The sequence below is a fragment of the Microbacterium invictum genome, from assembly GCF_014197265.1.
In the GTDB taxonomy this organism is placed as follows: Bacteria; Actinomycetota; Actinomycetes; order Actinomycetales; family Microbacteriaceae; genus Microbacterium; species Microbacterium invictum.
The window spans coordinates 2,595,705-2,621,637 of the sequence record NZ_JACIFH010000001.1; the positions used below are offsets into that span (position 1 = coordinate 2,595,705).

Consider the following 25,933-nt stretch of genomic DNA (forward strand, 5'->3'; position numbering starts at 1 on the left):
AATGGCCCTGTGGCGCGCGAAAATCCTTCCGCATACCGTGGGACGTCCTTCAGCCGTAGGTATCGCGAGGACCCCGCCCTGGAACGGCTCTGGGGCCCCATTTCCAGGAGGGGACGTCCGGCCCCACGAAACGGACGGTGTGGACGCCGGCCTCGGGGAAGCGCCGGACGATCTCGGTCACGATCACCGCGCGCATGAGGTGGAGGTTCTTCGCCCAGGCCGTCGAATCGCATTGCACCGTGAGGATGCCGTCGCCCAGGGCGACCGGATTCGCGTGTCGCGCGGTCTCTTCACCGGCCACCTGCTCCCACTGCAGGACCAGATCCTCCCGGGCCAGTTGCGAGTCCCACCCGGACTGCCGGGTGAGTTCGGCGAGCACGTCACCGACGCCCTTCGGGTCGCGCCCGCGGGTGAACGGCTGGTTCTCGTCGTCGTCCGAGCGCTTCCGGCGCCGGCGTTTCTTGGCGGCCGAAGGCTCAAGTCCGCGCAGGCGCAGGTAGGTGCCGATGGTCTCGGGGACGTCGCCGGCGGCGCCGGGCATCGGGTCGGGCACCGGCGCCTCAGCCATCGGCATCCTCGTCTCGGATGGTGCCGGCCTCGACGCGCACAGTGCGCGCGCGGAGCCCTTCGGGCACGTCCGCGTCGACGGCGGCGGTCACGATGACCTGCTCGAAATCGCCGACCAGGCCCGCAAGGCGGGTGCGCCGATCGACGTCGAGCTCGGCGAACACGTCGTCGAGGATGAGCACCGGATCGCCGAGCTGCGACTGCTCGCGCAGCAGGCGAGCGGATGCGAGGCGCAGCGCGAGCGCCACCGACCACGACTCGCCGTGCGACGCGTACCCCTTCACCGGCAGGCCGCGCACCCGCAGGATGAGGTCGTCGCGATGCGGCCCGACCAGCGTCACCCCGCGGTCGAGCTCGGCGGTGCGCTTGGCCGCGAGTGCCGCGCGGAACCGGTCGGCGACCTCGGCAGCGGTGGGCAGCGGGTCGGGCTCGGAGCCGGCGGAAGTGGGAGCGAACGGGGTGGCCGGCCCATCGGCATCCATCTCGTCTTCGGGATCGGCCCCGCCGATCGTCAGCGACCACTCGAGTTCGGGCTGGTGATCCGCGCCCGCGATCGCCGCGTACGCGTCGGCGACCGGCGCGGCAAGGTCTGCGGCCAGTGCCAGGCGCGCGCGGATGATGTCCGTGCCCAGCTGCACCAGCTTGTCGTCCCAGACCTCGAGCGTCGACAGGCCCTCGCCGCGGACACCGCGCGCCCGCGCCGATTTCAGCAGCGCCGTGCGCTGCCCCCGCACACGCTCGTAATCGGCGAGCACGCCGGCCATGCGGGGGGCCCGCTGGATGAGCAGCTGATCGGCGAACCGCCGCCGCGATGTGGGGTCGCCACGCACGATCTGCAGGTCTTCCGGCGCGAACAGGACCACTTGGGCGTATCGCGGCAGCTCGGCCGACCGCACCGGCGATCCGTTCACCCTGGCCTTGTTCGAACCGGTGCGGTTGAGCTGCGCCTCCAGCTGCACGCGGCGATCGCCGTGAGCGAGCCGGGCGCGCACGAATGCGGCATCGGCCCCATGACGGACCATCGGCGCATCCTGCGACACACGATGCGAGCCGAGCGTCGCGAAATATGCGATCGCCTCGGCCAGATTGGTCTTGCCCTGCCCGTTGCGGCCGACGAAGACGTTGGCACCGGCGTGGAGTGAGAGTTCGACGGCCGCATAGTTGCGGAAGTCCACCAGACTCAATTGCTCCACGATCACCAGATCACCCTATTCCGCGGCCCCGACGTCTCGCGCACGTCTCGACCCGTCTCTCCCGTCTCTCCGGCGAGAGTACAACTGGGCGCCGAGAGTACGGGTGTCACCCGTTCTCTCGTCCACCCGTTGTTCTCTCGCCGATCGGCGCGATGCCGGCGGCGCGATGCCGGCGGCGCGATGCCGGCGGCGCGGATCAGCGCAGGAGCAGGTTGGGCTGCAGCAGGTACTTGAAGCTCTCGGGCGTGCCCGAGGTCTGCGGGGTGATCAGGACCGGGCTCAGCTTGTTCGCGTTGTCGCTCGATGTGAACGTCACGCGCGCGAACTCGCTCTTGACCGCGCCGAGCGCCTCGAGCAGGTACTGCGGGTTCAGGCCCAGGGTGACCTCGTCGCCGGTGAGCGTGGCGTCGACCGACTCGCTCGCGCGAGCCTGCTCGGTGCCCGACGCGTCCATCGAGACGCCGTCGGCCGAGAACGTGAACCGCAGCGGGGCCGAACGGTCGAGCACCAGCGAGACGCGGCGCACGGCCTCGGCCAGATCCGCGGTGTTGACGACCGCGTAGTGGTCGGTCTGCTCGGGGAACAGGCGACGCACGGGCGGGAAGTTGCCCTTGATCAGCAGCGACGTCACCGTCTTGTTGCCCGCGGTGAACGCGATGATCTCGCGGTCACCCGAACCCGAGAACGACACCTGGATGTCACCGGAGTGCGCGAACGTCTTGCCGACCTCGGTCAGGGTGCGGGCCGGAACCAGCGCGGTGGTGGAGTCGTCGCTGGCGACCGTGCCGCCGTCGAACGGAATCTCGCGAAGGGCCACGCGGTAGCGGTCGGTGGCCACGAGGCTCAGCTGCGTGCCGGCGACCTCGAGCTGCACGCCGGTCAGCACCGGGGTCACATCGTCGCGCGATGCGGCGAAGGCGACCTGTGCGATGGCGGTTGCGAAGTCTTCGGCCGGGACGAGCCCGGAATCGCCGGAGACCTCGGGGATCGCCGGGTACTCCTGCACCGGCATCGAGGAGAGCGTGAAACGCGCCGAGCCGCAGCTGAGCAGGATGCCGCCGTCTTCGCCGATCTCGATCTGGATCGGAGCGTTGGGGAGGCGGCTCGCGATCTCGGAGAGCAGCCGGCCGTGCACCAGGATCGTGCCGGGTTCGTCGACGGTCGCCTCGATGGTCGTGCGGGCCGATGCCTCGTAGTCGAATGCCGAGAGCGAGAGTCCCTCTTCGGATGCTTCGATCAGCACACCCGCCAGAATCGGCTGCGGGTTGCGCTGTGGCAGAAGCTTCACGACGAACGACACGGCCTCGCTGAACACGTCGCGATTCACGTGGAACTTCACTGGTGCTCCCTTGTCGGTGTGGCGGGCCTTCCCATGCTAGTGCCCGAACGCCACGAGTTCGGAAGTCGGGTTCCGACGGGTTCGTTCATCCCCAGGGTGATCGAAGTTGCTTTTCATGATGAAGATATTTGTCATGGTGTTAACCCCTGTGGAAACTGTGGATAAGTCGGGCGATGCCGCTCGGCGAGCGGAAACCACACGCGTGTAAGTTGTGGGCGAGCTGCGGATGGCTGTACTTCCGCGTCTCCACGCGGAAGTACCCTTCCTCACCGTCGTCCACAGAACACCGGCATCCGCTCACAGGAATTCGACTCCGACGCAAAGTTATCCACAGGCTGTCCACACTGTGCAGAACCGAATGATGAGGATCCGCTCGACGTGTGTCAAGAGCGGATCGGGGAATATACCGGTCGCCGGAGGCGGGTCAGCGGCCGACGCGGCCCAGCTGCGTGGTGATCTCGGAGACCTGGTTGTAGATCGAGCGGCGCTCTTTCATGAGTTCGCTGATCTTCTTGTACGCATACATGACCGTGGTGTGATCGCGGTTGCCGAACAGCTGGCCGATCTTGGGCAGGGAGAGATTCGTGCGCTCGCGGCACAGATACATCGCGATCTGCCGGGCGGTGGCGACGGCCTGTGAGCGGCTCGACCCGTAGAGGTCGTCGACCGAGAGACGGAAGTACTGCGCCGTCGCCGTGATGATGTCGGTCGGCGAGATGATGTTCGCGTCGTCGGTGTCGACGATGTCGCGCAGCACGGTCTGGGCCAGCGAGATGTCGAGCGTCGAACGGTTCAGGCTCGCAAACGCCGACACGCGGATGAGTGCGCCCTCGAGCTCGCGGATGTTCGACGACACCTTCGTGGCGATGTACTCCAGCACCTCATCGGGAACCAGAAGCCGCTCGGACTGGGCCTTCTTGCGCAGGATCGCGATGCGGGTCTCGAGGTCGGGCGCCTGCACATCGGTGATCAGACCCCACTCGAACCGGCTGCGCATGCGGTCTTCGAAGCCGGTCAGATGCCGTGGGGGCACATCGCTGGTGATCACGACCTGCTTGTCGTGGTCGTGCAGCGTGTTGAACGTGTGGAAGAACGCCTCTTGCGTCTCGGCGCGCCCCTGCAGGAACTGGATGTCGTCGATCAGCAGGATGTCGACATCGCGATAACGCGCCTGGAATGCCGAACCGCGGTTGTTGGCGATCGAGTTGATGAAGTCGTTCGTGAACTCTTCGCTGGAGACGTAGCGGACGCGGATGCCGGTGTACAGGCTCAGGGCGTAGTCGCCGATCGCGTGCAGCAGGTGCGTCTTGCCCAGCCCCGAGTCGCCGTAGATGAACAGCGGGTTATACGCCTTCGCCGGTGCTTCGGCCACGGCGACCGCTGCGGCATGTGCGAAGCGGTTGGACTGGCCGATGACGAAGTTGTCGAAGGTGTACTTCGGGTTGAGCCGTGTGTCGCTGCGGGATGCCGTGGACACCGGCTCGACGTACTCCTCCGTCGGCCGGGGCGCGGGCGCCGGTGCGGAGACCGACTGGATCGGCACAGGCATGGTCAGGTGCGCATCGGCCAGTTCCGGGTTGACGACGACGCGAAAAGTGGATGCCGCCGGTTCGGCGTGAACGTGGGCGAGCGCTTCCATGATGGGCGTCCGGAGCCGCTTGTTCATCTGCGCGGCCGTCAGCTCGTTCGGAACGTCGAGGTACAGGGTGCCGCTCATGACCCCCTGGGCGACGGCGAGGTTCAGGAAGCCCTGCAGCTGAGGAGTGACGCGGTCGTCGTCGGCGAGCACATCGAGCACGGCGGTCCAGACGGGAACGTCCGGAAGTTCGTGCGGTGACATGGCCCCCCCGGGGTCGTTCGTAGGTGTGCAGGTGAGAATCGATCCTATTTCACACCTGTGGATAACTTGTCCGAGCCACGGTAGTCACCGCCGACGCGGGAGTGAAATCCACTGTAGGACCCGGCCGCGTGTCGCTGCCAGGGTCGGCACGGGTCGGTGGATAATGGCATGTTTGGCCGACCTGGTTTGGGATCTTCGCAGACTCGACGTATTCTTAGTCGGTTGACTTATGCCTTCGGGCAGTCCCTTGTACCCAGTGTCCCCGGTCTTGAGCGTTCGGGTGACCGCCGATCCGGAGTGATCTCTCATGAGCAAGCGCACTTTCCAGCCCAACAACCGCCGCCGCGCCAAGAAGCACGGCTTCCGTGCCCGCATGCACACGCGTGCCGGCCGTGCAATCCTGTCGGCTCGCCGCGCCAAGGGGCGCACCGAGCTCTCGGCCTGATCCCACACGGTGCTGGCGCGCGGGAATCGCATCACCCGCGGGGCGGAGTACAAGGCCGTCGTCCGCGGGGGTGCCCGGTGTGCCGGTGCACATACGGTGACCTATGTCGTCACCGGCGCCGAACTGCGTGCTGCGCGGTTCGGTTTCATCGTGAGCAAGCAGGTCGGTGGAGCCGTGACACGCAATATGGTGCGTCGCCGCCTCAAGGCGATCTGCGCCGAGTCGCTTCCCTCTGTGCGCGACGGCGCTGACGTGGTCATCCGCGCGCTGCCCGGGGCCGCATCGGCCGAGTTCCAGGATCTCCGTCGCGAGGTTCTGCGGTGCCTGGACCGGAGAGCGGCCGCGTGAGTTCGGCCACACTCCCGGCCGCGTCGACCGGCGAAGCGCACCTCGCGGCATCCACTGTTGTGCCGTCCGTCGTGCTGTTGCCACGCAATGCGGTGATCGGCGTCCTGCACGCGTACCGCACGGTGATCTCACCCCTCTACGGCGAGGTGTGCAAGTACTACCCCAGCTGCTCCGCGTACGCTGTGGGGGCCGTCCAACAGCACGGTGTGCTGAAGGGCTCTGTCCTGACGGCCGCCCGGCTCGCACGCTGCCACCCCTGGGCAGCCGGCGGCATCGACGACGTTCCTGCCCATCGACACTTCCGTCACGAGTTGACTCGACGCGGATTCGTCGTGCCCCTCAGAAAGGACTGATCCTTGCTGGATCTCTTCGCCACGACTCTGGGTCGCCTGGCTTCGACCCCCACCCCCGTGGTGCCGACGCCGACCACTCCGCCTCCCGGCGACTCGCTGGACATCTTCAGCACGATCATGTGGCCGTTCAAGTGGCTGGTCGAGGCACTGCTGGTCTTCTGGCACTGGCTGTTCACGTCGATCGGGCTTGAGCCGGATGCCGGTCTGACCTGGGTCCTGTCGATCATCGGCCTGGTCATCGTGGTCCGCGCGGCACTGATTCCGCTGTTCGTGCGGCAGATCAAGAGTCAGCGCAAGATGATGGAAATCGCTCCTGAACTGCGGAAAGTTCAGGAAAAGTACCGCGGCAAGAAGGATCAGCTCTCGCGCGAGGCCATGAGTCGCGAGACGATGGCGCTGTACAAGAAGCACGGCACCACACCGGTGTCGAGCTGTCTGCCGCTGATCGTGCAGATGCCGATCCTGCTGGGCATGTTCTATACGCTCAGCGACGTCAAGAAGCACGCCGAGTGGGGTGTCGGGGGCGTCGGCCTGCTCAACGCAGACCTGACGTGGGAGTTCTACAACGCAAAGCTCTTCGGCGTCGCCCCCCTGCACACGAACATGACCGAGGCGATCCAGCTGGGTCAGACGACGACCGTCGTGATTCTGGTGATCCTCGTCATCCTCATGATCGCGTCGCAGTTCTTCACGCAGCTGCAGATCATCTCGAAGAACCTGTCGCCCGAGGCCAAGACCGGCCAGGCGTACCAGATGCAGAAGGTCATGCTGTACGTCCTTCCGCTGGCGTTCATCTTCTCGGGTGTCTTCTTCCCCCTCGGTGTGGTGCTGTACTGGTTCACCTCCAACATCTGGACGATGGTGCAGCAGTTCGTGGTGATCCGGAACCTGCCCACGCCCGGCTCGGATGCCGCCAAGGCGCGCGAGGAGCGCCTGGCCCGCAAGGGCAAGGCGCTGGACGCGCACGGCAAGATCGTTCCGCTCGAGAAGTACCAGGCCGAGCAGCAGCGCCTGTATGAAGAGGCGCAGCGCGCGAAGGAGCAGGCCCCGAAGCGCCAGCAGCCCATCAGCAAGCAGCGCGCGAAGAAGCAGGCTCAGCAGAAGAAGAACCCGCCGGAACAGCAGCAGAAGAACCCGCCCGAGCAGCCGAAGAAGAACCCGCCGGAGCAGCCCGCCGGCTGAGGCACACTGCCCTCCACGATCGATCACGCCCAGACAGGATCACCATGACCGACAACGCCGATTCGACGCACGAACCCCGCCCCACGGCAACCGTTGCTCAGCTTGAGCAGGAGGGTGATGTGGCCGCCGACTACATCGAGGGGCTGCTGGACATCGCCGACATCGACGGCGACCTGACCCTGGATGTGCGCGGCGACCGCGCGTACGTGTCGGTGGAGAACGACGACGAGGAGTCGCTGGCGCTGCTCTCGGACCCCGACACAGTGCAGGCGCTTCAGGAGCTGACCCGCATCGCCGTGCAGGCGCGCACCGGCCGCTTCTCGCGCCTGATCCTCGATATCGGCGGTTCTCGGGCCACGCGCCGCCAGCAGCTCGAGCAGCTGGTCGACCGGGCGATCGCGCGCCTGGACGACGGGTCGTCGCAGGCATCGCTCCCCTCGATGTCGAGCTACGAGCGCAAGCTGGTGCACGACATCGTGTCGGACCGCGGCTTCGTCTCGGAGTCCTACGGCGAGGGCGCAGACCGTCACACCGTCATCAGCCGCGGCTGACGTTTCACGTGAAACATCCATGATCGAGCACGAACCCCCCGAAGCCGCAGCGCTGTTCGGCGACCACATCGACCAGGCCCGGCAGTTCGCCTCGGCACTGGCGGAGCACGGTGAGGCGCGCGGTCTCATCGGCCCGCTCGAACTGCCCCGCCTGTGGAGCAGACACATTCTCAACAGTGCGGTGGCCGCTCCCCTGTTCCCGGCCGGCGGTCGTGTCGGGGATGTGGGCTCTGGCGCCGGCCTTCCCGGCATCGTGCTGGCCATCGCCCGGCCCGATGTCCATTGGGTGCTGATCGAGCCCATGGAACGCCGCGTGGTGTGGCTGCGGGAGCAGAGCGAGCAGCTCGGCCTCGACAACGTCGAACTCGTGCGTGCTCGCGCCGAGGACTGGAGTGACGGCGCGGTGCTCGACGCTGTCACAGCCCGTGCGGTCAGTGCACTGCGCACCCTCATCCCCCTCACGGCACCGCTCGTTTGCGACGGTGGCGAACTCATCTTGCTCAAGGGTGCGAACGCACAGAACGAGATTGCGGCCGCCGAGAAGCAGATCCGCAAGTTCAGGCTCTCGAATGTGCGTGTGGAGCCGGTAGGCGTGGACGTGGTGGCAGAGCCCACACGCGTGATCCGCGCTACTGTGCGCTGAGTCTCCGCCACGCAGATCTCACGAGGCACGAGTCCACTCTCGAGGTCATCCAACTCTGGGTTGCGGCACTCCGGTGTTGACACTCTTCCGCCCGGACCGCACCGTGATGTGCCGCGTCCCCGTGTCGCGGTGGCACGAGGAACGGTGCCCCTGGTGGCTTGGCGCCAGAGTGGCCCGGCCCGTGGGCCCACGCGATGTTTCACGTGAAACGTCCGGCTCCGTGGAATGACCGACGACGAGACACTCGGCGGGTCGTGGCTATGTCGTCGCGGTGAGTCTGTGTCGCGCGGTGACTGCCGCTCTCGCCCGCCCCCACAAGGCGTGGGTTGTGGCGTGGGTCGCGCACTGCCGTTGCGAACCCACTGAGGCAATGTTTCACGTGAAACGCGGCTGGTGCAGCACGCTGTGCCGGCGGCACGCCGTCGTTCATCGCCTCCTCCACAGTCCGGCATTGTCCCCGTCGATCCACAGACCTCGATGATGCACCCCTCGCGGGACAGATACTGCTCCACCATCAAAGGATGGACTCGACGCAGATGTGGTCGCCTCGACCTTCGACGTCAACACCCCCCCGTCTCTGCGATCAGATGGCATACGCAGACATCATGGCGCCCGGTCGGGCTCGGATGCCGGGGCATCGCAGGGTCGACGCTCGTCGGTGGCTTCGGACCCGGTGCCGAGATCACTGGTGTCCTGCACGGCCATGATCCCGGCGGCGCTCACCGCGACGTGGTCGTGCCGTGCGTTTCACGTGAAACATCCCGCTTCGCGGATCAGGTGGACTGCGCGCGCACGACTGCGCGCAGGCTCAGGGCGTCGGGAATCAGGGCGTCGAGACTCAGGGCGGGCAGTCCCCGCGGCATTGCGTCCATGGCGAAGGTGCCCACCGTTTCACGTGAAACGACGGGCCATGCGGTGACAGTGAAAGGCGAGCCCCCTTCGTGGCAGCCAGCGTTCGCCGCGCAGCGGCAAGAGCCTGGTTCTGGCGTGAACCGCGTGGGAGCGTCGGGAATGTTCACGGAAGCGTTCAGTGTGGAGTGATGGCCACGATGAACCCCCTACATCTTCCGGATGGCAACTGATGTTTCACGTGAAACGGTGGGTATCCCCGCGACGACAGCGCGAGCGGCCGCGCGGCCCAGACGACGTCGCTCCCGAAGTCGGATCAGAGAGTGAAGCCGGGGACCACCGATCGATGGAGGACGCACCCGACGCCACCGATTCCGCAGACAACACGGCCGATCGGGATCCGAAGCTCGACTACAGTGGAGTGGGCCCCGCGGAACAGGAGTATCAGGTGCAGGAATCGGAGAATGCGACCTCTCCCGCACCCTCCTTCATGGATAGCCCGATCGCCCGCGAGATCGCCGATCTGGCCTCGCGCCGCAAGGTTCTCGACAGTGTCGATCTCGAGTTCCGCGGTCGCACGCGCGTCATCACGATCTCGAACCAGAAGGGTGGCGTCGGCAAGACGACGACCACGGTGAATGTCGCGTCCGCACTCGCGTCGTTGGGTGCCCGCGTCCTCGTCATCGATCTCGACCCGCAGGGAAACGCCTCGACCGCCCTCGGGGTGCCACACTCGGCCGAGGTGCCCAGCGTCTACGACGTTCTCATCGACGAGTTCCCGCTGGCGGACATCATCCAGACCAGTCCCGAGTCGCCCAACCTGCTCTGCGCGCCGAGCACCATCCACCTGGCCGGCGCTGAGATCGAGCTGGTCTCACAGGTCGCGCGTGAGCACCGCTTGAAGACTGCGCTCGAGGACTACCTCGACTCCACCGAAGAGCGACTGGACTTCGTGCTCATCGACTGCCCACCATCGCTGGGCCTGCTCACCATCAACGCGTTCACCGCCGCGCAGGAGCTCATGATTCCGATCCAGTGCGAGTATTACGCGCTCGAGGGTCTCAGTCAGCTCCTGGGCAGCGTGCGCATGATCCAGAAGCACTTGAACCCCTCATTCCACCTGTCCACCATCGTCCTGACGATGTATGACGGCCGCACCCGGCTCGCACAGCAGGTCGCGGAGGAGGTGCGGACTCATTTCGGCAACGAGGTGCTCGACACCGTGATCCCACGATCAGTGCGCGTGTCCGAGGCGCCCAGCTTCGGGCAGACGGTCATCGCCTACGACGGCCAGTCCGCCGGCGCCATCGCCTACCGCGAAGCTGCCGTGGAGATCGCACGACGGGGACCGAACGAACCGACGAACGAGGGGACATCCTGATGGCTGCGAAGAGAACCGGTCTGGGGCGCGGAATCGGCGCACTCATCCCGACGACGGATGCCGGCACGGGTGCGCAGCGACCGGTCGATGTGTTCTTCCCGGGCGCATCGATCGCCACCGCGGTCCGTGAAGAGGAGCAGCCGGCGCAGGAAGAAGCTGAACTCGTCGCGATCCCCGGTACGAGGCTGATCGACGTCGACCCCCATGACATCGTTCCCAACCCCCGCCAGCCGCGCCTGCACTTCGACCACGACGACCTGGCGGAACTGGTCCACAGCGTTCGCGAGTTCGGTGTCCTCCAGCCGGTCGTGGTCCGTACGAACGACGACGGCAAGTACGAGCTCATCATGGGTGAGCGCCGCACCCGCGCAGCCCGGGAGGCGGGCCTCACGGCGATTCCGGCGATCGTCCGCGACACCGCCGACGAGCACCTCCTGCGCGACGCCCTCCTCGAGAACCTCCACCGGTCTGAGCTGAACCCCCTCGAAGAGGCGTCGGCCTACCAGCAGCTGCTCGAAGACTTCGGCATCACCCAGGAAGAGCTCGCCGGGCGCATCGGCCGCTCGCGTCCTCAGATCAGCAACACGATCAGGTTGCTGCGCCTGCCGATGCCGGTGCAGCAGAGGGTGGCCGCCGGCGTGCTCACCGCCGGCCACGCCCGCGCGATCTTGTCACTCGAGAACGAGGACGCCATGCAGCGCCTCGCCGACAAGATCGTCAACGAAGACCTGTCAGTGCGTGCCGCAGAGGCCGCGGCGAAGAAGCCTGACGCGGGCGGTCAGCGCAGCGCTGCACCGAAGGCCGGCGGTCGTCGCGCGCACCTCGATGAGGTCGCCGAGCGGCTGGGCGACCGTCTCAACACCAAGGTGAAAGTGACTCTGACCGCAAGAAAAGGCCAGATCATCGTTGATTTCGCTACCATTCAGGATCTGAACCGGATTCTGGCCGAACTCGGCGAGACCGAGTACGGCGCGTTCTGATCGGACGTAGGCTGGTGAGGTGTTCGATCAGCCCCACCAGCCGCGCAGCGTCAGCCTTGAGGTGTTGCGCGCCGAGGCTGACGACGAATTGTCGGTGCTGATCGAAGCGCGTCTGCGCCACGGTGAAGACCCGTGGGACTTCATGGAAGTGCTGCCTTCGGTCGACGAACTCGTCGTCATGACCATCCGGCACGAGCGGCTCGACCTTGCGGGCATCACGCACCCGTCGGCTGCGCAGAACTACGAGATGCTCCGGCAGATCGCCCTCGACCATCCGCCTCTCGTCGAGACGGTCTGGCGTCTGCTCGGCCGGCCTCCGCACAGAATCTGGGATTCGTCATCCCCGGCGGAGGCCAGCTGACGCGGGATCAGCCGATGTAGGTGGCGAGATCCTGCTCGAGTGCGAACTTCGGCTTCGCGCCGATGATCGTCTTCTCGACCTCGCCCTTGCTGAACACCTTCATCGCGGGGATCGAGGTGATCTGGTACTGCATCGCGAGGTTCGGGTTCTCGTCGACGTTGAGCTTGAGCACCGTGATCTTCTCGGGGTGCTCGGTGGCGATCTCGTCGAGAATCGGGCCGACCATGCGGCACGGGCCGCACCAGGCTGCCCAGAAGTCCACGAGGACCGGGCCCTCAGCGTCGATGACGTCCTGCTGCCAGGTGCTCTCGCTCGTGGCCTTGGCGGTCATAGTGTCTCTCCCTTGTTGGCGTGTGAAGTCCTTGTTGGCGTGTGAAGTCGTGTCACGCGCAAGGCGTCACCGTCGACAACGCACGAGTGCGACGGAATGTTCCGGTCACGCGGCGTCGGCGTCGGGAAGGCCGTCGATCTCGGCGCCCTTCACGTCGGGCGCACCGGCATCGGCACGCGCAGCGAGGTAGTGCTCGACATCGAGGGCCGCGACCGTGCCGCTGCCGGCCGCGGTGACGGCCTGACGGTAGGTGGGGTCGATGACGTCGCCGGCAGCGAACACACCCGGCACCGAGGTGCGCGAGGTGCGGCCGTCGACCCAGACCGTGCCGTGCTCTGTCAGGTCGAGCTTCTCGTGGACGAGGTGGGTGCGCGGGTCGTTTCCGATCGCGACGAACACGCCCTCGAGCGGCAGTTCGCTGGTGGTGCCGTCGACGGTGTTGCGCAGGACGATCGCGGTCACCGCGCCGTCGCCGAGGATGTCGATCACTTCGCTGTTCCAGACGAACTCGATCTTCTCGTTCGCGATCGCGCGCTCCTGCATGATCTTCGAGGCACGCAACTCATCGCGACGGTGGATGACGTAGACCTTCGAGGCGAACTTGGTGAGGAACGTGGCCTCTTCCATCGCCGAGTCGCCACCGCCGACGACCGCGATCGCGCGGTCGCGGAAGAAGAAACCGTCGCACGTCGCGCAGTACGAGACGCCGTGACCCGAGAGCCGGGCCTCGCCCTCGATGCCGATCTTGCGGGGGGCCGATCCGGTGGCGAAGACGACCGTTGCGGCCTCGTGCACGGTGCCGCTGCCGAGCGTGACCGTCTTGACGTCGCCGTCCAGGTCGAGCTCCACGACGTCGTCGTAGACGACGTGTGCCCCGAACCGCTCGGCCTGCTCCTGCATCTTCGTCATGAGGTCGGGACCCATGATGCCTTCGGGGAAGCCCGGGAAGTTCTCGACGTCGGTGGTGTTCATCAGTTCGCCGCCGGCTTCGACCGAGCTGGCGATCACGAGAGGCTCGAGGTTCGCGCGTGCCGCGTAGATGGCTGCGGTGTATCCCGCGGGACCCGACCCGATGATGATGACCTGACGCACGACATTGCCTTCCTCTGACATGGGGCGCTCCGGCCCCACCGCGTGCAACCCATCGTAATCGCGCGGCATTCCCGTGCCCGTCTTCTTTCGCTGGGTGGATGCCGGAGTGTCAGCGCCCCGGCAGGAAGCGCCGCACCGCGCGGGTGGCCGCCTGCAGCTCGGGTGCCCGGACGAGGGCCAGCGCGCCGAGGTAGACGAGCAGTGACACCGCACCGATCACGATCATCGCCACGAGCGCGGGACCCCGGTCGGAGGCGGCCCACCCGTCGACGCCCCCCAGGAGCAGGAATGTGAGCCATCCGGCCGCCGTTGCCGGCACCGCCGCCACGAGGAACCGGACGTATGCCCCGGCCGCGCGGGTCAGGCCGAGGGGACCGATCTTGCGACGCAGCAGCCATACGGCAAGGCCCAGCTGGACGATGTTGGCGATGGACTGCCCCAGCGCGATGCCGAAGGCCAGCAGCGTCACCGGCAGGGTCAGGGAGGCGATGACAGCGGTCACCGAGACGAGGATCGCCTGCACGAGGGTGAACAGGAACGGAGTGCGCGTGTCGTGATACGCGTAGAAGGTGCGCTGCAGCACGAACTGCACCGACAGCGGCACCAGGGCCACCAGGTAGGCGCCCAGGACCAGCGCGAACGAGACCGCGTTGGTCGCCGAGTCGGTGAAGACTCGTGAGATCGGCACGATCGCGGCCACGATCGCCGCGAGGGCGCCGACGATGAAGACGCCGATGATGCGCGTGGACGTGTCGAGGTCGGCACGGACCGACTCCGTCCGCCCCGCCGCGGCGTGCTCGCTCAGCTGGGTGAAGTACGGGGTTCCGATCGACAGCACGATGACCGAGAACGGGAGCATGAAGACGAGCCAGGCGAACTGCATGGCCGCCACTCCGGCGCCCGCATCGGAGGCCTCGCCGACCAGGTTGACCTGGATCGCGCCCGCGATCTGGCCGACGACGACCATCAGGAAGGTCCAGCCGGCGAGGCGCCCGATGTGACGCAGTCCGATGCCGCGCCAATGGAAGTCGGGACGCACGTGCAGGCCCGCGCGGCGCCAGAACAGCAGGAGGACGAGGGCCTGGGCGATGATGCCGAGTGTTGCGGTGCCGGCGATGAGCGCGATCATCTCCGGCGTCCACCCGATCACACCGGAGTGCGCCCCGAACACGATGATGAAGGCGCTGAACCCGATGATCGAGACGATGTTGTTGATGATGGGCGACCAGGCGAACGGGCCGAAGATGCGCCGGGCGTTGAGGATCTCGCCGAGCAGGGCATAGAGGCCGTAGAAGAACAGCTGCGGCAGGCACCAGTACGCGAACGCGAGAGTGAGCGCGATGGTTTCGGGTCCCATGCGCGACCCGTAGATCTGGACGAGCACCGGCGCCAGGATGACGGCGAGCACCGTGGTCGCGGCCAGGGCGATGACGCCCAGGGTGAGCAGCTTCGAGACGAAGGCGCTGCCGCGGTCCTCGTGCCGGGCCGCCTTGATGATCTGCGGCACGATGACGCCCGCGAGCAGGCCCGACGAGATGATCGCGTAGATGTTGTTGGGCAGCTGGTTGGCCACGGCGAATGCGTTGGCCGCGCCGCCTCCGACCACGGGAAGGGCGGCGGCGAGCACGACGTTGCGCACCAGGCCGGTGGCGCGTGAGACGAGCGTGCCGGCTCCGACGAGCGCGCTGGCGCGGCCGACGCTAGACATCGTCCCGCTCGCGATCGCCACCGGCATCCACATCGCCCGCACCGGCATCACCGGCATCCAGATCACCGGCACCGGCACGACGCGAGCGCATGCGTGTCACGGTGCGGATCGCGCCGAGCGCGAGCATGCCGACGACCAGCACGGCCATCACGACGAAGCCGATGCCCTCCCACTCGGCGCGCACCGACACCTCGACGCGCACCTCGTCGCCGATCGCGACCATCGTCGGGCTGCGCAGCCGCAGGTCGATCGAGGATTCGCCGCTGCCGACGCGGGCTTCGACGGGAACTTCGACACGCGTGTTCTGCTGGGCACCGGCGTCGACGGGGGTGGTGCTCTGCACCACGAGCCGCGGGTCGTTCGGGTGGGCCAGCAGCACCAGCGACACCGGCCAGGGCAGATCGTTGCGGATCGTGAACTGCATCGGGGTGCTCGAACCCAGCAGCGTCTGATCGCTCTTGGGCTCGATGCCCACCGCGTTGAGGGTGGTCGCCGTCGCGGCCGTATGGTCGGCGACCGCCGAGACCCAGGCTTCGGGCGCATCGCGCCAGCCGTTGCCCAGCAGCTGCAGGATCGAGGCGCGCTCGGGACCGGTGATCAGCGTCGGGTCGTCGAGGATCGTCGCGAACGCCGCCAGCTCGGACTCGCCGCGCTGGAACGACTCGAGCGCCGCGCCGCGTGCGGTCTCGGGCTCGGCATCGGCGATCGTGGTGGTGACGGCGGGCTGTGCGACGAGCTCGTCGAATCCGATGGCTTCGCGGCCGGGAAGGCCCGTGGCCGCCGAGAGCGCGTCGCGCAGCGCGCTGACCGTGCGCCCGGTGCCGCGGTCGATCGTGACCAGCATCGCGCTGCCTGCCGGCGCCAGCTCGGCGTAGGCGGTCGCGGCGGCCAGGGCGCCGTCGCGGGCGACCTCGCCGGTCGAGGTCGACGCGCGCTGCAGCGCCGCCGAGACCTCGGCGTCGTAGACGAGCAGGTCGGCCTCGCCGGAGGTCGCGTGCGGCTCCGAGGCCGTGGATGCCGTGGACGAGGGCACCAGCACGTACGGCGACTCGTCCGAGACGACGGCCCCCAGCGTCTCCACCACGTCAGGGCCCGCCGTGCCGGTCGCCGGCCAGAAGAGGGTGCCGACGGCCGGACCGATGTCCAGCAGCGCTTCGGTGTCGGGCAGCATCGGCGCACCGAGCTCGGGTGTCGGGGTGGGCGACGGCGTGGTGGTGGGCTCGGTCAGGCCGGTGAAGTCCGCGGCATCCAGATACGGAGCCAGAGTGGGCACGGTGAGGGGCCGCGACAGCCCGGCCAGGACCTGACTCGCGAGATCGGCGTCGCCGAACTGCAGGGCGAAGCGCTCGTTGGGCAGCGTCAGCAGGTCTTCGAGCCACAGCACGGCCGACTCGGGCGCCGTCGTGCCGAGCGCGCGGATCGCCGCCGGGATCGCCGGGTCGATCGCCAGGATCGCCCGCGTGCCGCGCACCGCATCCACCTGGTCGCGCAGCGTGCCGCCCTCGCCGGTGTAGGAGGCGAGCTCCTCGGCGGTGAGCAGCCCTTCGCCGGTCGGGGGCGCCGTGATCGGCATCACGATCGCGAGAGAGCCCACGGGGTCGGTCGCTGCCCCCGGCACGGTGATGACGGCGGGGGCGGTCACGGTGCGCGTGTCGGCGGTGTATGTCGCCAGCAGCGGATACACCCCGGGCAGCAGGTCCTCACTGCCGAAGTCCTCGGCGTCGACCACGAGATCGAGCGTGCGCTCGCCGAGCGGCGGGATGACCTCGATCGTGACGTCGGTCAGCGCGTCGAGCGACGCGTCGGAGTGCTCGTCGCCCAGCCAGGCGGTGATGGCCGCCCGATCGGTCAGCGGCGTGCGCCCGAGCGACAGGACGACCTCGCCACCGCGCACGGACGACGATGTGCGGTTGGTGGCGGCGAGGGTGACGAACAGGCTCTGGCCCGGATTCACGATGCCGTCGCCACGGGGCGCCATCGTGAAGGAGAACGTCTCATCGGCGGTGGCGGTGGCAGCCGTGGCCGGCGTGAGGGGCGCGACGACCAGTGCGAGCAGCACGAGGAGTGCCCCGACGGCCGTCGCCAGAGGTCGGCGCACGCCGCCGCCGCTGATGCGCGGGGCACGCAGGCCTGTGACAGGCGGGTTCATGGTCATGGCGGGAATCGACTCCTGTGCGATCCATGACCGCACGATCAGGTGCGATTCTAGGGTCACCGGCTCTGCCGGACCTGAGTGACCGGCCGCACTGCGCCGTATTGCCCGCGACGCGGCCGCCGTGCCCGCGATGTATGGAGACCTGCGATGACCCTGCCCGTGCCCGATCCCGCCACCGCCGCGGCCCTGCGCACCGACCTGACCGCCGCCGGGTACACCGCCGACGCCGTCCGCGGTGGATGGGGACCGCTGGCCGACGAAGCCGTCGGGCACGGGCTGCACGGCCCGGCCCTGCAGGCGCTGGGCGAGCGCGCCGACCCGGTCGCCGTGCTGTGCCGGCTGCTGTTCCTCGGTGTTCCCGTCGAGGTGGATGCCGTGGACGCGGCCCTGCCGGACTGCGGGGCCGGCGGGCTGGTGCGCCTGGGTCTGGCGCGCGTCGACGAGGGCATCGTGGTGCCGCTCGCGCTGGTGCGCCCGCAGGACTTCGCGGACGCATCGGGATCGGGTCAGTGGTGGATAGCGAGCGACCTGGACGAAGCCGCACTGCGGGGCGCACTCCCGACCGGGCACGTGCTGGGCGTCGGCGGGGCGTCGCTCACCCTCGCGGGACTGCAGATGCCCGGTCCGGCCGGACGGGTGCTCGACGTGGGGACCGGGTGCGGCATCCAGGCGCTGCGCGCGCGTCGTGATGCGGATGCCGTGGTCGCCACCGACATCTCCGAGCGCGCGCTGCGGTTCACCGCGCTCAACGCGCTGCTGAACGGCATCGACGGTATCGAGGTGCGCCGCGGCAGCCTGTTCGAGCCGGTCGCGGGCGAGCAGTTCGGGCGCGTCGTGTCCAACCCGCCGTTCGTGATCACGCCACGGGCCGCGGGCGTGCCCGAATACGAGTACCGCGACGGCGGGCTGGCCGGCGATGAGCTCGTCGCCGCGTTCGTGACCGGTGTGGGCGCGGTGCTGGCCCCCGGCGGCGTGGCCCAGCTGCTGGGCAACTGGGAGTACCGCGACGGCGCCGATGGGCTCGACCGGGTGCGGGAGTGGGTCGCGGCCTCGCCGGTCGCGTTGGACGCCTGGGTGATCGAGCGCGAGATCCTCGATCCGCTGGGCTACGCCGAGCTGTGGGTGCGTGACGGCGGCACCGCACCCGGATCGCCCGAGTACGCCCGCCTCGTCGAGGCATGGCTCGACGACTTCGCCGCCCGCGGCGTCACGGCGATCGGCTTCGGGTACCTGCTGCTGCACCGCCCGGCATCCGCAACCCCGTCCCTGGCCCGCTACGAGCGGGTGACCCAGCCCGTCTCGGCCCCGCTCGGCGCGCACCTTGGGGCCGCGGTGACCGCATGGCAACGGCTGCAGCAGCTCAACGACGCCGCATTGGCGCGGACCGTGCTGTCGGTCGCCGGCGACGTCACCGAAGCGCGGCACCACCGCCCCGGCGAGGAGGCGCCGAGTGTGATCGAACTGCGTCAGGGCGGCGCCTTCGGGCGGGTGCTCGAGGTCGATCCGGCGCTGGCGGCCCTCGTCGGCGCGTGCGACGGCGACCTGCCCGCGGGCCTGCTCATCGACGCGATCGCCGATCTGCTCGAGGTGGATGCCGGGGCGCTGCGCGCCGATCTGCTGCCGCGTGCGCGCGAACTGCTGTTCACCGGGTTCCTCGAATTCGCGGAGTCGCCGGCCGTGGCCCCGGCGGCGCCGGTCGCCTACGACCTTTAGGCTCGAACCCATGCTGAACATGGCCGAGGGTCTCGCGCGCCTGGGCGCGCTGGCCGCCTCACCGGTCACCGCGCGCCTGGGCGCGGCCTTCGCCGACGCCGGGTTCGAGCTCGCGATCGTGGGCGGGCCGGTGCGTGACGCGCTGCTGGGCCGGGTCACGCACGACCTCGACTACACGACGAACGCGCGCCCGGACGACATCCTGAAGATCGTGAAGCCGATGGCGACCGCCACCTGGGACATCGGCCGTGCGTTCGGCACGATCGGCGCGAAGGTCGACGGTGAGCAGGTCGAGATCACCACCTACCGCGCCGACAGTTACGACGGCGCGACCCGCAAGCCCACCGTCGCGTTCGGCGACGACCTCGAGTCCGACCTCAAGCGCCGCGACTTCACGGTGAACGCCATGGCCCTGCGTGTGCCCGGCCCCTCGCTCGTCGACCCCGGCGGCGGGGTGGAGGATCTCGTCACCGGCATCCTGCGCACGCCCATCGATGCGCGGATCAGCTTCGGCGACGACCCCCTCCGCATGCTGCGCGCCGCCCGTTTCGCCGCACAGCTCGGATTCGAGGTGGCCCCCGACACGCGTGCGGCGATCACCGAGCTGCGCGAGACGATCCGCATCGTGAGCCTCGAGCGCATCCAGGGCGAGCTCGTGCGGCTGCTGCAGACCGATGCGCCGGGCCGCGGCATCCGGATCCTCGTCGAATCGGGGCTCATGGCCGAGTTCCTGCCCGAGGTTCCCGCGCTGCGCCTCGAAGTCGACGAGCACCACCACCACAAGGACGTCTACGAGCACTCGCTGACCGTGCTCGCGCAGGCGATCGAGCTCGAGAACGAGCGGCATCCGGATGCCGCGCCCGACGTCACGCTGCGCTTGGCGGCCCTGCTGCACGACATCGGCAAGCCCGCCACCCGGACGCTGGAGCCCGGCGGCGGCGTGAGTTTCCATCACCACGACCTCAAGGGTGCGCGGCTGGCCCGCAAGCGCCTGCAGGCACTGCGGTTCGACGGTGACACGATCGGCTCGGTGACCCAGCTGATCGAGCAGCACCTGCGGTTCTTCGGCTACGCCGAGGGCGCGTGGACGGACTCGGCCGTGCGGCGGTACGTGCGCGACGCCGGGCCCGAGCTCGAACGCCTCCACATCCTCACCCGCGCCGATGTCACCACGCGCAACAAGCGCAAGGCCGCCCGGCTGGCCGGTGCGTACGACGACATCGAGCGGCGCATCGGCGAACTCGCCGCGCAGGAGGAGCTCGACGCCATCCGGCCCGAGCTCGACGGCAACAAGATCCAGGAGGTCTTGGGGATCCGACCGGGGCGCGAGGTCGGCGAGGCCTACCGGTTCCTGCTGGACCTGCGCCTGGACGAGGGCGTACTCGGGGCCGACGAGGCCGAGGAGCGCCTCAGGAAATGGTGGTCCGCCCGGGCCTGAGACTGGCAGGATGAAGCCAGACGAAGGGACGGCGATGAGCGACTTCGCGGGCGGCAGCCAGACCCCGGCATCCGATCGGCCCTCACCGGCACTGGCGGCGCTCGCCGAGGCGCACGGCATCGCCACCCACTTCTGGTCGTTCTTCGGCGAGGACGTGACCGTGCCGCAGGCGACGCTGCGTGCCGTGCTGGCGGCGATGGGCGTCGATCCGAGGACGGATGCCGAGGTCGACAGCGCCCTGGCCGACGCGATCCAGCAGCCGTGGCGACGGCTCGTGCCGCCTTCGGCGGTCGTGCGCGCGGGCGGCGGGGAGCTGGCGGTGCATGTCGCCGACGAGCACGACGTGTCGTTGTCGGTGGGACTCGAGGACGGATCGTGGCGCGATCTCGAGATCCCCGAGCAGCGCCCCGAGGCGCGGCTGGTCGACGGCACCATCGTGTGGCGCGTGCAGGTTCCGCTGCCGGGCGACCTGCCGCTGGGGTGGCACACGGTGCACGCGACGCAGCGTCCGCACGGCGGGGGCGAACCCGATCGGAGAGCGCAGTGCACGCTGGTCGTGACACCGGGGCGCCTGGCAGAGCCACCCGCCCGTCCCGGCCGCGACGGACGCTCGTGGGGCCTGATGGCACAGCTGTACTCGGTGCGCTCGCGCGGCTCGTGGGGCATGGGTGACTACGCCGACATGGGAGACCTGGCCGCCATCGCGGGTGACCGCGGCGCCGACTTCCTGCTCGTCAACCCGGTCCATGCCGCCGAGGTGACCTCGCCGATCGAAGCGTCGCCGTACCGTCCGGCGACCCGGCGGTTCCTCGCCCCGCTGTACGTGCGGCCCGAGGACATCCGCGAGGTCGCCTATCTGCCCCCCGCCGACCGGGCGCGGGTCGCGCAGCTGCGCGCGCCGGCCGCGGCGATGAACGACGACGCCGCCCGCATCGACCGCGATGCGGTCTGGACGGCCAAGCGGGCCGCGCTCGAGATCGTCTTCGCCGCGCCGCGCTCGGCCGGGCGTCAGGCCGAGTACGAGGCGTTCGTCGACCGCGAGGGGACGCCGCTGCAGGACTTCGCCCTGTGGTGTGCGCTCGAGGAGCACTTCGCGGGCGCGGACCGCCCCGCCGAGGCGGCCGAGATCTCCTCGGACCTCGTCGCACGCCTGCGCGTCGAACTGGCCGAGCGGATCGCGTTCCACTCGTGGCTGCAGTGGATCGCCGACGAGCAGGTCGCGGCCGCGCAGGCGGCGGCAGTGGCATCCGGAATGCGGATCGGGATCATGCACGACCTGGCCGTCGGGGTGCACCCGCTCGGCTCCGACGCCTGGTCGCTGCGACACCTCTACGCGCAGAGGATCACCGTGGGCGCGCCGCCGGACATGTACAACCAGCAGGGGCAGAACTGGAACCAGCCGCCGTGGCTGCCCGGTGCGCTCGCCGAGACCGGGTACGCGGCGCTGCGCGACATGGTGCGCGGCCTGCTGCGGCACGCGGGCGCGCTGCGGATCGACCACGTGATCGGGCTGTTCCGGTTGTGGTGGATCCCGGCCGGCGCCGGGGCCGGCGAGGGCACCTACGTGCGCTACGACCACGAGGCGATGATCGGGGTGCTCGCGCTCGAGGCGCATCGTGCCGGAGCCGTCGTGATCGGCGAAGACCTGGGCCTGGTCGAGCCGTGGGTGCGCGACGAGCTGGCATCGCGGGGCATCCTCGGCACCTCGGTGCTGTGGTTCGAGCAGGAAGGCGATGCGCCGCGGCCGCCCGAGAGATACCGCCGCGACGTGCTGGCCACCGTCAACACACACGATCTGCCGCCGACGGCCGGCTACCTCGCCGACGAGCACGTCGCGCTGCGGGCGCGCCTGGGCCTGCTCGAGCAGCCGGTCGATGAGGCCCTGGCCGACGCGGCGAACGAGCGGGCCGCCATGCTCGCGCTGCTGCGCGAGCGGGGGCTCATCGGGCCGGATGCCGGGGAGGAGGAGATCATCGCCGCACTCAACGTGCTGATCACCGCCTCACCGTCGCGGCTGCTGGGAGTGGCGCTGGTGGATGCCGTGGGAGAGCGCCGCGTGCAGAATCAGCCCGGCACCGACAAGGAGTACCCGAACTGGCAGGTGCCGCTGGCAGGCGCCACCGGCACGGCCGTGCTGATCGAGGACCTGCCGGCCAGCGCCCGTTTCGTCGCTCTGACGGATGCGGTGGACGCGGCCCTCTGAGCACCCGAACGGGAGGGGGTAGTTCTCCCCACTGCCGATTCCGACCTGTGCGGATAGCCTGGACCACGACCAGAACAGCGACTCGGGAAGGATGGCTCTGTGGACGTGCTCTTGGACCGGCAGCGCCTGAGCGATGCGCTCGCGACGCTCGACACCGCCGCGACGGCATTCACCGATGCGTCGAGTATCAACGACACGCTCGAGGCGGCGATCGACAATCCGCACGGCAAGGACAAGCTGCGCGACCGGATCGGGTGGTTCGAGGCGAACTGGTCGGGCAACCGTGAGGACCTGCTCGAGATGGTCGACGGTGTCCGCGAGGGGCTGCGGGCCATCGTCGACGGCTGGAACGAGTGGGAGATCGAAGCCACCCGCCAGTGCGAGCAGATGACCAACTGCGAGGTGAGCTGATGTCGCTGCTGTACAGCTCGCCCGACGGGCACGAACTGCGTCAGTTCGCCGGCCAGCCCGACACGATCGCCACCACGGCGGCGGACTACAAGTCGCTCGGGGCGTCGATGGACGCGACCGCCGACACCCTCCGTGACATCGGCGAGTCGCAGATCAGCCTCGGCACCAACCGTCTGAAGGAGGATGCCGAGGCCCTCGAGGGCGACCTGCGCAAGGCCGCCGTGCGCTACGAGCAGACGGGCACGGCGCTGGAGCCCTACGCCCCCGCCCTCGAAGCCGCCCGGTCGGCGTATACGGCGCATCAGGGCACGATCCGTGACGCGATGGACGTCTACCGCGCCGCCCTCAACGACCTCATGAGCCCGACGTCCACCGACGACGAGGACGACGACGGCCCGACACCGGCGCAGGCGGCCGAGACCGCCGAGCAGGACCTCCGCGATGCGTGGCAGCCGTTCGACACGGCGTTCTCCGCCTGGGAAGAGGCGTACGAGCGGGCCGCGGACCTCGTCGCCGAGGCGATGGATGCCGCGGACAACGACGACGGCAAGTGGGACTGGATCGCCGACGCGCTCAAGATCATCGGCTACGTCATCATCGTCCTGGCCGTCGTCGCGCTGTTCGTCGTGTCGAGCCCCTGGGCGGCGATCATCCTCGCGGCGACCATCGGACTGTCGGCCCTCCACCTCGCCGGCACGGTCTATCTGTACGCCAACGGCAAGGCGACGCTCTCCGACGTGCTGTGGAGCACGTTCGGGCTGGTCACCGCCGGGGCGGGCGGGCTGCTGTCACGGGGCGTCAGCACGGCGGCCGCGAGCGGCGACGACATCGTGAACGCCTCGCGCCTCGCGCAGGACCTTCCGGTGTTCACCCGCGGCGCACGCGGGTTCTCGATGCCGCGCCTGCCCAGCGGACTGTCGGTGAACCCGTTCTCCACGCTGATGCGCGGGCAGAGCTGGTCGGTGCTGAACCGCTGGGGCGGCAGTCTCACGCAGTGGGCACAGACTCCGGCCCGCAGCGGCACGATCGCCGCGGCGTGGGGAGATATGGTCGTCGAGGCCGTGCCGCGCATCTCTGCCGTCGGCTGGGCGAGCCTGGGCAACTGGGTCGCGGGCATCGGCGGGGGCATCTTCACCAGTTCGCCGTTCTACACCCCCACAGGGCGACCGTGACGGGCTCGCCGGGTTTCACCGATATCCCGCCGCTGCGCCGCAACCGGCGGCGTCTGCCCGGCAGCGCCGGCGTGCTGCGGCTGGTCTTCGTGATCTGCGCGATCTTCGGTGCCGCGCAGTGGATCGTGCCCGCCGGAGCGCGGCTCGTGCTCAACGCCGGCCAGGTCTACCCCAGCGATGAGCCCTTCTCGCTGTGGGATCCGATCGCCGAATTCCCCGTGATGAGCGTGCCCGCCTGGCTGACCGTCGGCACCGGACTGGTGGGCATGGGCGCCGCGCTCGCCTACTTCGCCGTCCGCGGCCGCGCCGCCGCGGCCGATGCGGCCTACGTCAGCCTCGTCTCGCTCCTCGTGTTCGGCCTGTTTCCCTGGGCGATCGCGGCATTCGACGTCGATCCCACCGGCATCGTCCACACGCCCGGACCGGACGGCTACCCGATCGGCTGGCACTGGCTGGCCACACCGCTGAGCCTCGTGGTGCTGATCGTCGGCATCGTGGTCTTCGTACGGGGGCGCGACCTCGGGAGGCGGAGGCCGGCATGAGTCTGCGCGACGAGCTCGCCGGGCAGCCCGTGCCGGCCGGGTACACCCTGCTCACCCCGCCGGACTGGGGGCGCTTCCCGGCGACCACCGAGGGCCGCGATGCGCTCATCGCCCTGCTGTCCTCGCGCTTCCGCGAGGTCGGCCGCCCCGATCTGTACGGCGAGGCGCGCACGGCCGTGAACCGGCAATGGGCGCGCATGGCGGCCGTGGACGTCATGGAGGTGTTCATGCCGGTCACCCCGACGCACGACGGCGGGACCCCGATGACGATCGCCGCCTCGCCGTGGGTCGCGAACGGCGACTTCGAATCCGACCTGCGCGCACGCGCCGGGGCGGAGAGATCTGTCGAGCGACTCGAATCACCCGAGACCGGCGTGCTGTACCGCTGGGTCGCGGAGCGTTCGGCGCCCGACGGGATGAAAGGGCTCCAGGCCCGCGAGATCTCCTACGTCGCCCCGTTTCCCGGCACCGCACCGCGGCGCGGACTGCTGCTCATGTGCTCCGTCGTCCACCTGGGCGTCGAGGAGTCCGGAGCCGCGCTGGACGGATTCACCGCGCTCGCCGACGCCATCGTCTCGACGTTGCGCTGGAGGTTCGCGTGAGCGGACTGCCGCCCGGCTGGCTGCCGATCCCGTTCGCGCTGCCGCCGCAGACCGCGCTCGAGATCGCACCCGAACTGCTCGCGGCCAGCGGCGCCGAGCCCGGCGAGGAGGCCGACCTGGCCGCGGCGGTCGACAACGCCGCCGCCGCGATGAGCCGGCTGCCGGTGACGACCGCCGTCGCGGCCCGCCTCTGGCACGCGTTCGGTGTGACGGCGACCGGGCTGGTCGCCGACCTGAGCCTCGAGCGGCGCTCACCGTCGACACAGGACGAGGCCGTCGGCGCGGACTTCCCCCGGGTCGACGTCCAGCGCCGTGTCGTGCTCGATGACGGCGGGCTGGTGACGCTGGCGGCGGTGGCGCCCGCAGCCGGAGACGACGTCGCCTTCCTGCTGCGCGTCCAGGTGCCCGCTGTCGACGCCGTCTGCGTCGTCGACGTGCTCGACCGCGACCTGCGGGCGATCGGCGTGGTGTGGGACGACGCGATCGAGATCGCACGCGGCGGCATGCGCGGCTGAGCCACGCGCTCTGCGCCGT

25 protein-coding genes are annotated in these 25,933 nt (G+C 69.2%); 17 read left to right on the forward strand and 8 right to left on the reverse strand.

What is annotated here, in order from left to right; translation table 11 throughout:
* Nucleotides 1-49: 49 nt before the first annotated feature.
* The 4 genes from BKA10_RS12080 to dnaA form a co-directional block, all read right to left on the reverse strand.
* Nucleotides 50-568 (reverse strand): DciA family protein, encoded by a 519-nt coding sequence (locus BKA10_RS12080; RefSeq protein WP_241740162.1) that lies wholly within the window; start codon nt 566-568, stop codon nt 50-52.
* Nucleotides 561-1,766, reverse strand: coding sequence for a DNA replication/repair protein RecF (gene recF / locus BKA10_RS12085; protein WP_183500116.1), 1,206 nt, complete (start codon nt 1,764-1,766; stop codon nt 561-563). The genes BKA10_RS12080 and recF overlap by 8 nt, the downstream gene beginning before the upstream one ends.
* A gap of 190 nt (nt 1,767-1,956) precedes the next feature.
* Nucleotides 1,957-3,099: a DNA polymerase III subunit beta gene (gene dnaN / locus BKA10_RS12090; protein ID WP_183500117.1), complete on the reverse strand. Its 1,143-nt coding sequence runs from the start codon at nt 3,097-3,099 to the stop codon at nt 1,957-1,959.
* A gap of 424 nt (nt 3,100-3,523) precedes the next feature.
* Complete coding sequence (dnaA, locus tag BKA10_RS12095; RefSeq protein WP_183500118.1) at nt 3,524-4,939, reverse strand: chromosomal replication initiator protein DnaA; 1,416 nt, start codon at nt 4,937-4,939, stop codon at nt 3,524-3,526.
* Between the two features lie 307 nt (nt 4,940-5,246).
* Here dnaA and rpmH point away from each other — a divergent pair, with 307 nt between their 5' ends.
* The 9 genes from rpmH to BKA10_RS12140 all read left to right on the forward strand — a co-directional run bounded on the left by rpmH (nt 5,247) and on the right by BKA10_RS12140 (nt 12,032).
* Nucleotides 5,247-5,384: a 50S ribosomal protein L34 gene (rpmH, locus tag BKA10_RS12100; RefSeq protein ID WP_026302947.1), complete on the forward strand. Its 138-nt coding sequence runs from the start codon at nt 5,247-5,249 to the stop codon at nt 5,382-5,384.
* A gap of 9 nt (nt 5,385-5,393) precedes the next feature.
* Nucleotides 5,394-5,732 (forward strand): ribonuclease P protein component, encoded by a 339-nt coding sequence (gene rnpA / locus BKA10_RS12105; protein ID WP_183500119.1) that lies wholly within the window; start codon nt 5,394-5,396, stop codon nt 5,730-5,732.
* Nucleotides 5,729-6,085: a membrane protein insertion efficiency factor YidD gene (gene yidD, locus BKA10_RS12110; RefSeq protein WP_183500120.1), complete on the forward strand. Its 357-nt coding sequence runs from the start codon at nt 5,729-5,731 to the stop codon at nt 6,083-6,085. Before rnpA ends, yidD begins: the two co-directional genes overlap by 4 nt.
* 6 nt (nt 6,086-6,091) lie before the next feature.
* On the forward strand, nt 6,092-7,267 hold the full coding sequence (gene yidC, locus BKA10_RS12115; protein WP_372491453.1) for a membrane protein insertase YidC: 1,176 nt from the start codon (nt 6,092-6,094) through the stop codon (nt 7,265-7,267).
* A gap of 44 nt (nt 7,268-7,311) precedes the next feature.
* Nucleotides 7,312-7,818, forward strand: coding sequence for a Jag family protein (locus BKA10_RS12120; RefSeq protein WP_183500121.1), 507 nt, complete (start codon nt 7,312-7,314; stop codon nt 7,816-7,818).
* 19 nt (nt 7,819-7,837) lie between these two features.
* Nucleotides 7,838-8,461, forward strand: coding sequence for a 16S rRNA (guanine(527)-N(7))-methyltransferase RsmG (gene rsmG, locus BKA10_RS12125; RefSeq protein WP_183500122.1), 624 nt, complete (start codon nt 7,838-7,840; stop codon nt 8,459-8,461).
* A 1,339-nt stretch (nt 8,462-9,800) separates the two neighbouring features.
* Nucleotides 9,801-10,691 (forward strand): ParA family protein, encoded by an 891-nt coding sequence (locus BKA10_RS12130; RefSeq protein ID WP_183500123.1) that lies wholly within the window; start codon nt 9,801-9,803, stop codon nt 10,689-10,691.
* Nucleotides 10,691-11,671 carry a ParB/RepB/Spo0J family partition protein gene (locus BKA10_RS12135; protein ID WP_183500124.1) on the forward strand — a complete coding sequence of 327 codons (981 nt, stop codon included), beginning with the start codon at nt 10,691-10,693 and terminating at the stop codon, nt 11,669-11,671. The genes BKA10_RS12130 and BKA10_RS12135 overlap by 1 nt, the downstream gene beginning before the upstream one ends.
* A 19-nt stretch (nt 11,672-11,690) precedes the next feature.
* The gene (locus BKA10_RS12140; RefSeq protein ID WP_183500125.1) at nt 11,691-12,032 is read left to right on the forward strand and encodes a tryptophan synthase subunit alpha; all 342 of its coding nucleotides are present in this window, start codon (nt 11,691-11,693) and stop codon (nt 12,030-12,032) included.
* A gap of 7 nt (nt 12,033-12,039) precedes the next feature.
* On the opposite strand, the gene trxA is transcribed toward BKA10_RS12140, so the two are convergent.
* From trxA to BKA10_RS12160, 4 genes are all read right to left on the reverse strand, one after another.
* A complete protein-coding gene (gene trxA / locus BKA10_RS12145) occupies nt 12,040-12,363 on the reverse strand; it encodes a thioredoxin (protein ID WP_183500126.1) in 324 nt (107 codons plus the stop codon).
* A 105-nt stretch (nt 12,364-12,468) separates the two neighbouring features.
* The gene (trxB, locus tag BKA10_RS12150) at nt 12,469-13,455 is read right to left on the reverse strand and encodes a thioredoxin-disulfide reductase (RefSeq protein WP_183501186.1); all 987 of its coding nucleotides are present in this window, start codon (nt 13,453-13,455) and stop codon (nt 12,469-12,471) included.
* 109 nt (nt 13,456-13,564) lie between these two features.
* Nucleotides 13,565-15,163 carry a murein biosynthesis integral membrane protein MurJ gene (gene murJ / locus BKA10_RS12155; protein ID WP_183500127.1) on the reverse strand — a complete coding sequence of 533 codons (1,599 nt, stop codon included), beginning with the start codon at nt 15,161-15,163 and terminating at the stop codon, nt 13,565-13,567.
* Nucleotides 15,156-17,318 carry a DUF6049 family protein gene (locus tag BKA10_RS12160; protein ID WP_183500128.1) on the reverse strand — a complete coding sequence of 721 codons (2,163 nt, stop codon included), beginning with the start codon at nt 17,316-17,318 and terminating at the stop codon, nt 15,156-15,158. Before BKA10_RS12160 ends, murJ begins: the two co-directional genes overlap by 8 nt.
* 147 nt (nt 17,319-17,465) lie before the next feature.
* Between BKA10_RS12160 and BKA10_RS12165 the strand changes: the two genes are divergently transcribed.
* The 8 genes from BKA10_RS12165 to BKA10_RS12200 all read left to right on the forward strand — a co-directional run bounded on the left by BKA10_RS12165 (nt 17,466) and on the right by BKA10_RS12200 (nt 25,914).
* The gene (locus BKA10_RS12165) at nt 17,466-19,031 is read left to right on the forward strand and encodes a DUF7059 domain-containing protein (RefSeq protein ID WP_183500129.1); all 1,566 of its coding nucleotides are present in this window, start codon (nt 17,466-17,468) and stop codon (nt 19,029-19,031) included.
* A gap of 10 nt (nt 19,032-19,041) precedes the next feature.
* Nucleotides 19,042-20,469 (forward strand): CCA tRNA nucleotidyltransferase, encoded by a 1,428-nt coding sequence (locus BKA10_RS12170; RefSeq protein ID WP_183500130.1) that lies wholly within the window; start codon nt 19,042-19,044, stop codon nt 20,467-20,469.
* Nucleotides 20,470-20,479: 10 nt separating this feature from the next.
* Nucleotides 20,480-22,672 carry a 4-alpha-glucanotransferase gene (gene malQ / locus BKA10_RS12175; protein WP_308221577.1) on the forward strand — a complete coding sequence of 731 codons (2,193 nt, stop codon included), beginning with the start codon at nt 20,480-20,482 and terminating at the stop codon, nt 22,670-22,672.
* Between the two features lie 99 nt (nt 22,673-22,771).
* Nucleotides 22,772-23,083, forward strand: coding sequence for a hypothetical protein (locus BKA10_RS12180; protein ID WP_183500131.1), 312 nt, complete (start codon nt 22,772-22,774; stop codon nt 23,081-23,083).
* On the forward strand, nt 23,083-24,255 hold the full coding sequence (locus BKA10_RS12185; protein ID WP_183500132.1) for a hypothetical protein: 1,173 nt from the start codon (nt 23,083-23,085) through the stop codon (nt 24,253-24,255). Before BKA10_RS12180 ends, BKA10_RS12185 begins: the two co-directional genes overlap by 1 nt.
* Nucleotides 24,252-24,797: a hypothetical protein gene (locus BKA10_RS12190; RefSeq protein WP_183500133.1), complete on the forward strand. Its 546-nt coding sequence runs from the start codon at nt 24,252-24,254 to the stop codon at nt 24,795-24,797. The genes BKA10_RS12185 and BKA10_RS12190 overlap by 4 nt, the downstream gene beginning before the upstream one ends.
* Complete coding sequence (locus tag BKA10_RS12195) at nt 24,794-25,399, forward strand: hypothetical protein (protein ID WP_183500134.1); 606 nt, start codon at nt 24,794-24,796, stop codon at nt 25,397-25,399. The genes BKA10_RS12190 and BKA10_RS12195 overlap by 4 nt, the downstream gene beginning before the upstream one ends.
* Entirely contained in the window at nt 25,396-25,914 is a 519-nt protein-coding gene (locus tag BKA10_RS12200) for a hypothetical protein (protein WP_183500135.1), read from the forward strand. The genes BKA10_RS12195 and BKA10_RS12200 overlap by 4 nt, the downstream gene beginning before the upstream one ends.
* The last annotated feature ends 19 nt before the right edge of the window (nt 25,915-25,933 follow it).

Bases quoted from the DNA above. Each gene is read 5' to 3' on its own strand.
- BKA10_RS12080 (WP_241740162.1), bottom strand. From the start codon at position 568: ATGGCTGAGGCGCCGGTGCCCGACCCGATGCCCGGCGCCGCCGGCGAC.
- dnaA (WP_183500118.1), bottom strand. From the start codon at position 4,939: ATGTCACCGCACGAACTTCCGGACGTTCCCGTCTGGACCGCCGTGCTC.
- rpmH (WP_026302947.1), top strand. From the start codon at position 5,247: ATGAGCAAGCGCACTTTCCAGCCCAACAACCGCCGCCGCGCCAAGAAG.
- BKA10_RS12120 (WP_183500121.1), top strand. From the start codon at position 7,312: ATGACCGACAACGCCGATTCGACGCACGAACCCCGCCCCACGGCAACC.
- rsmG (WP_183500122.1), top strand. From the start codon at position 7,838: ATGATCGAGCACGAACCCCCCGAAGCCGCAGCGCTGTTCGGCGACCAC.
- BKA10_RS12130 (WP_183500123.1), top strand. From the start codon at position 9,801: ATGGATAGCCCGATCGCCCGCGAGATCGCCGATCTGGCCTCGCGCCGC.
- BKA10_RS12135 (WP_183500124.1), top strand. From the start codon at position 10,691: ATGGCTGCGAAGAGAACCGGTCTGGGGCGCGGAATCGGCGCACTCATC.
- trxA (WP_183500126.1), bottom strand. From the start codon at position 12,363: ATGACCGCCAAGGCCACGAGCGAGAGCACCTGGCAGCAGGACGTCATC.
- murJ (WP_183500127.1), bottom strand. From the start codon at position 15,163: ATGTCTAGCGTCGGCCGCGCCAGCGCGCTCGTCGGAGCCGGCACGCTC.
- BKA10_RS12160 (WP_183500128.1), bottom strand. From the start codon at position 17,318: ATGACCATGAACCCGCCTGTCACAGGCCTGCGTGCCCCGCGCATCAGC.
- BKA10_RS12165 (WP_183500129.1), top strand. From the start codon at position 17,466: ATGACCCTGCCCGTGCCCGATCCCGCCACCGCCGCGGCCCTGCGCACC.
- BKA10_RS12170 (WP_183500130.1), top strand. From the start codon at position 19,042: ATGCTGAACATGGCCGAGGGTCTCGCGCGCCTGGGCGCGCTGGCCGCC.
- malQ (WP_308221577.1), top strand. From the start codon at position 20,480: ATGAAGCCAGACGAAGGGACGGCGATGAGCGACTTCGCGGGCGGCAGC.
- BKA10_RS12185 (WP_183500132.1), top strand. From the start codon at position 23,083: ATGTCGCTGCTGTACAGCTCGCCCGACGGGCACGAACTGCGTCAGTTC.
- BKA10_RS12195 (WP_183500134.1), top strand. From the start codon at position 24,794: ATGAGTCTGCGCGACGAGCTCGCCGGGCAGCCCGTGCCGGCCGGGTAC.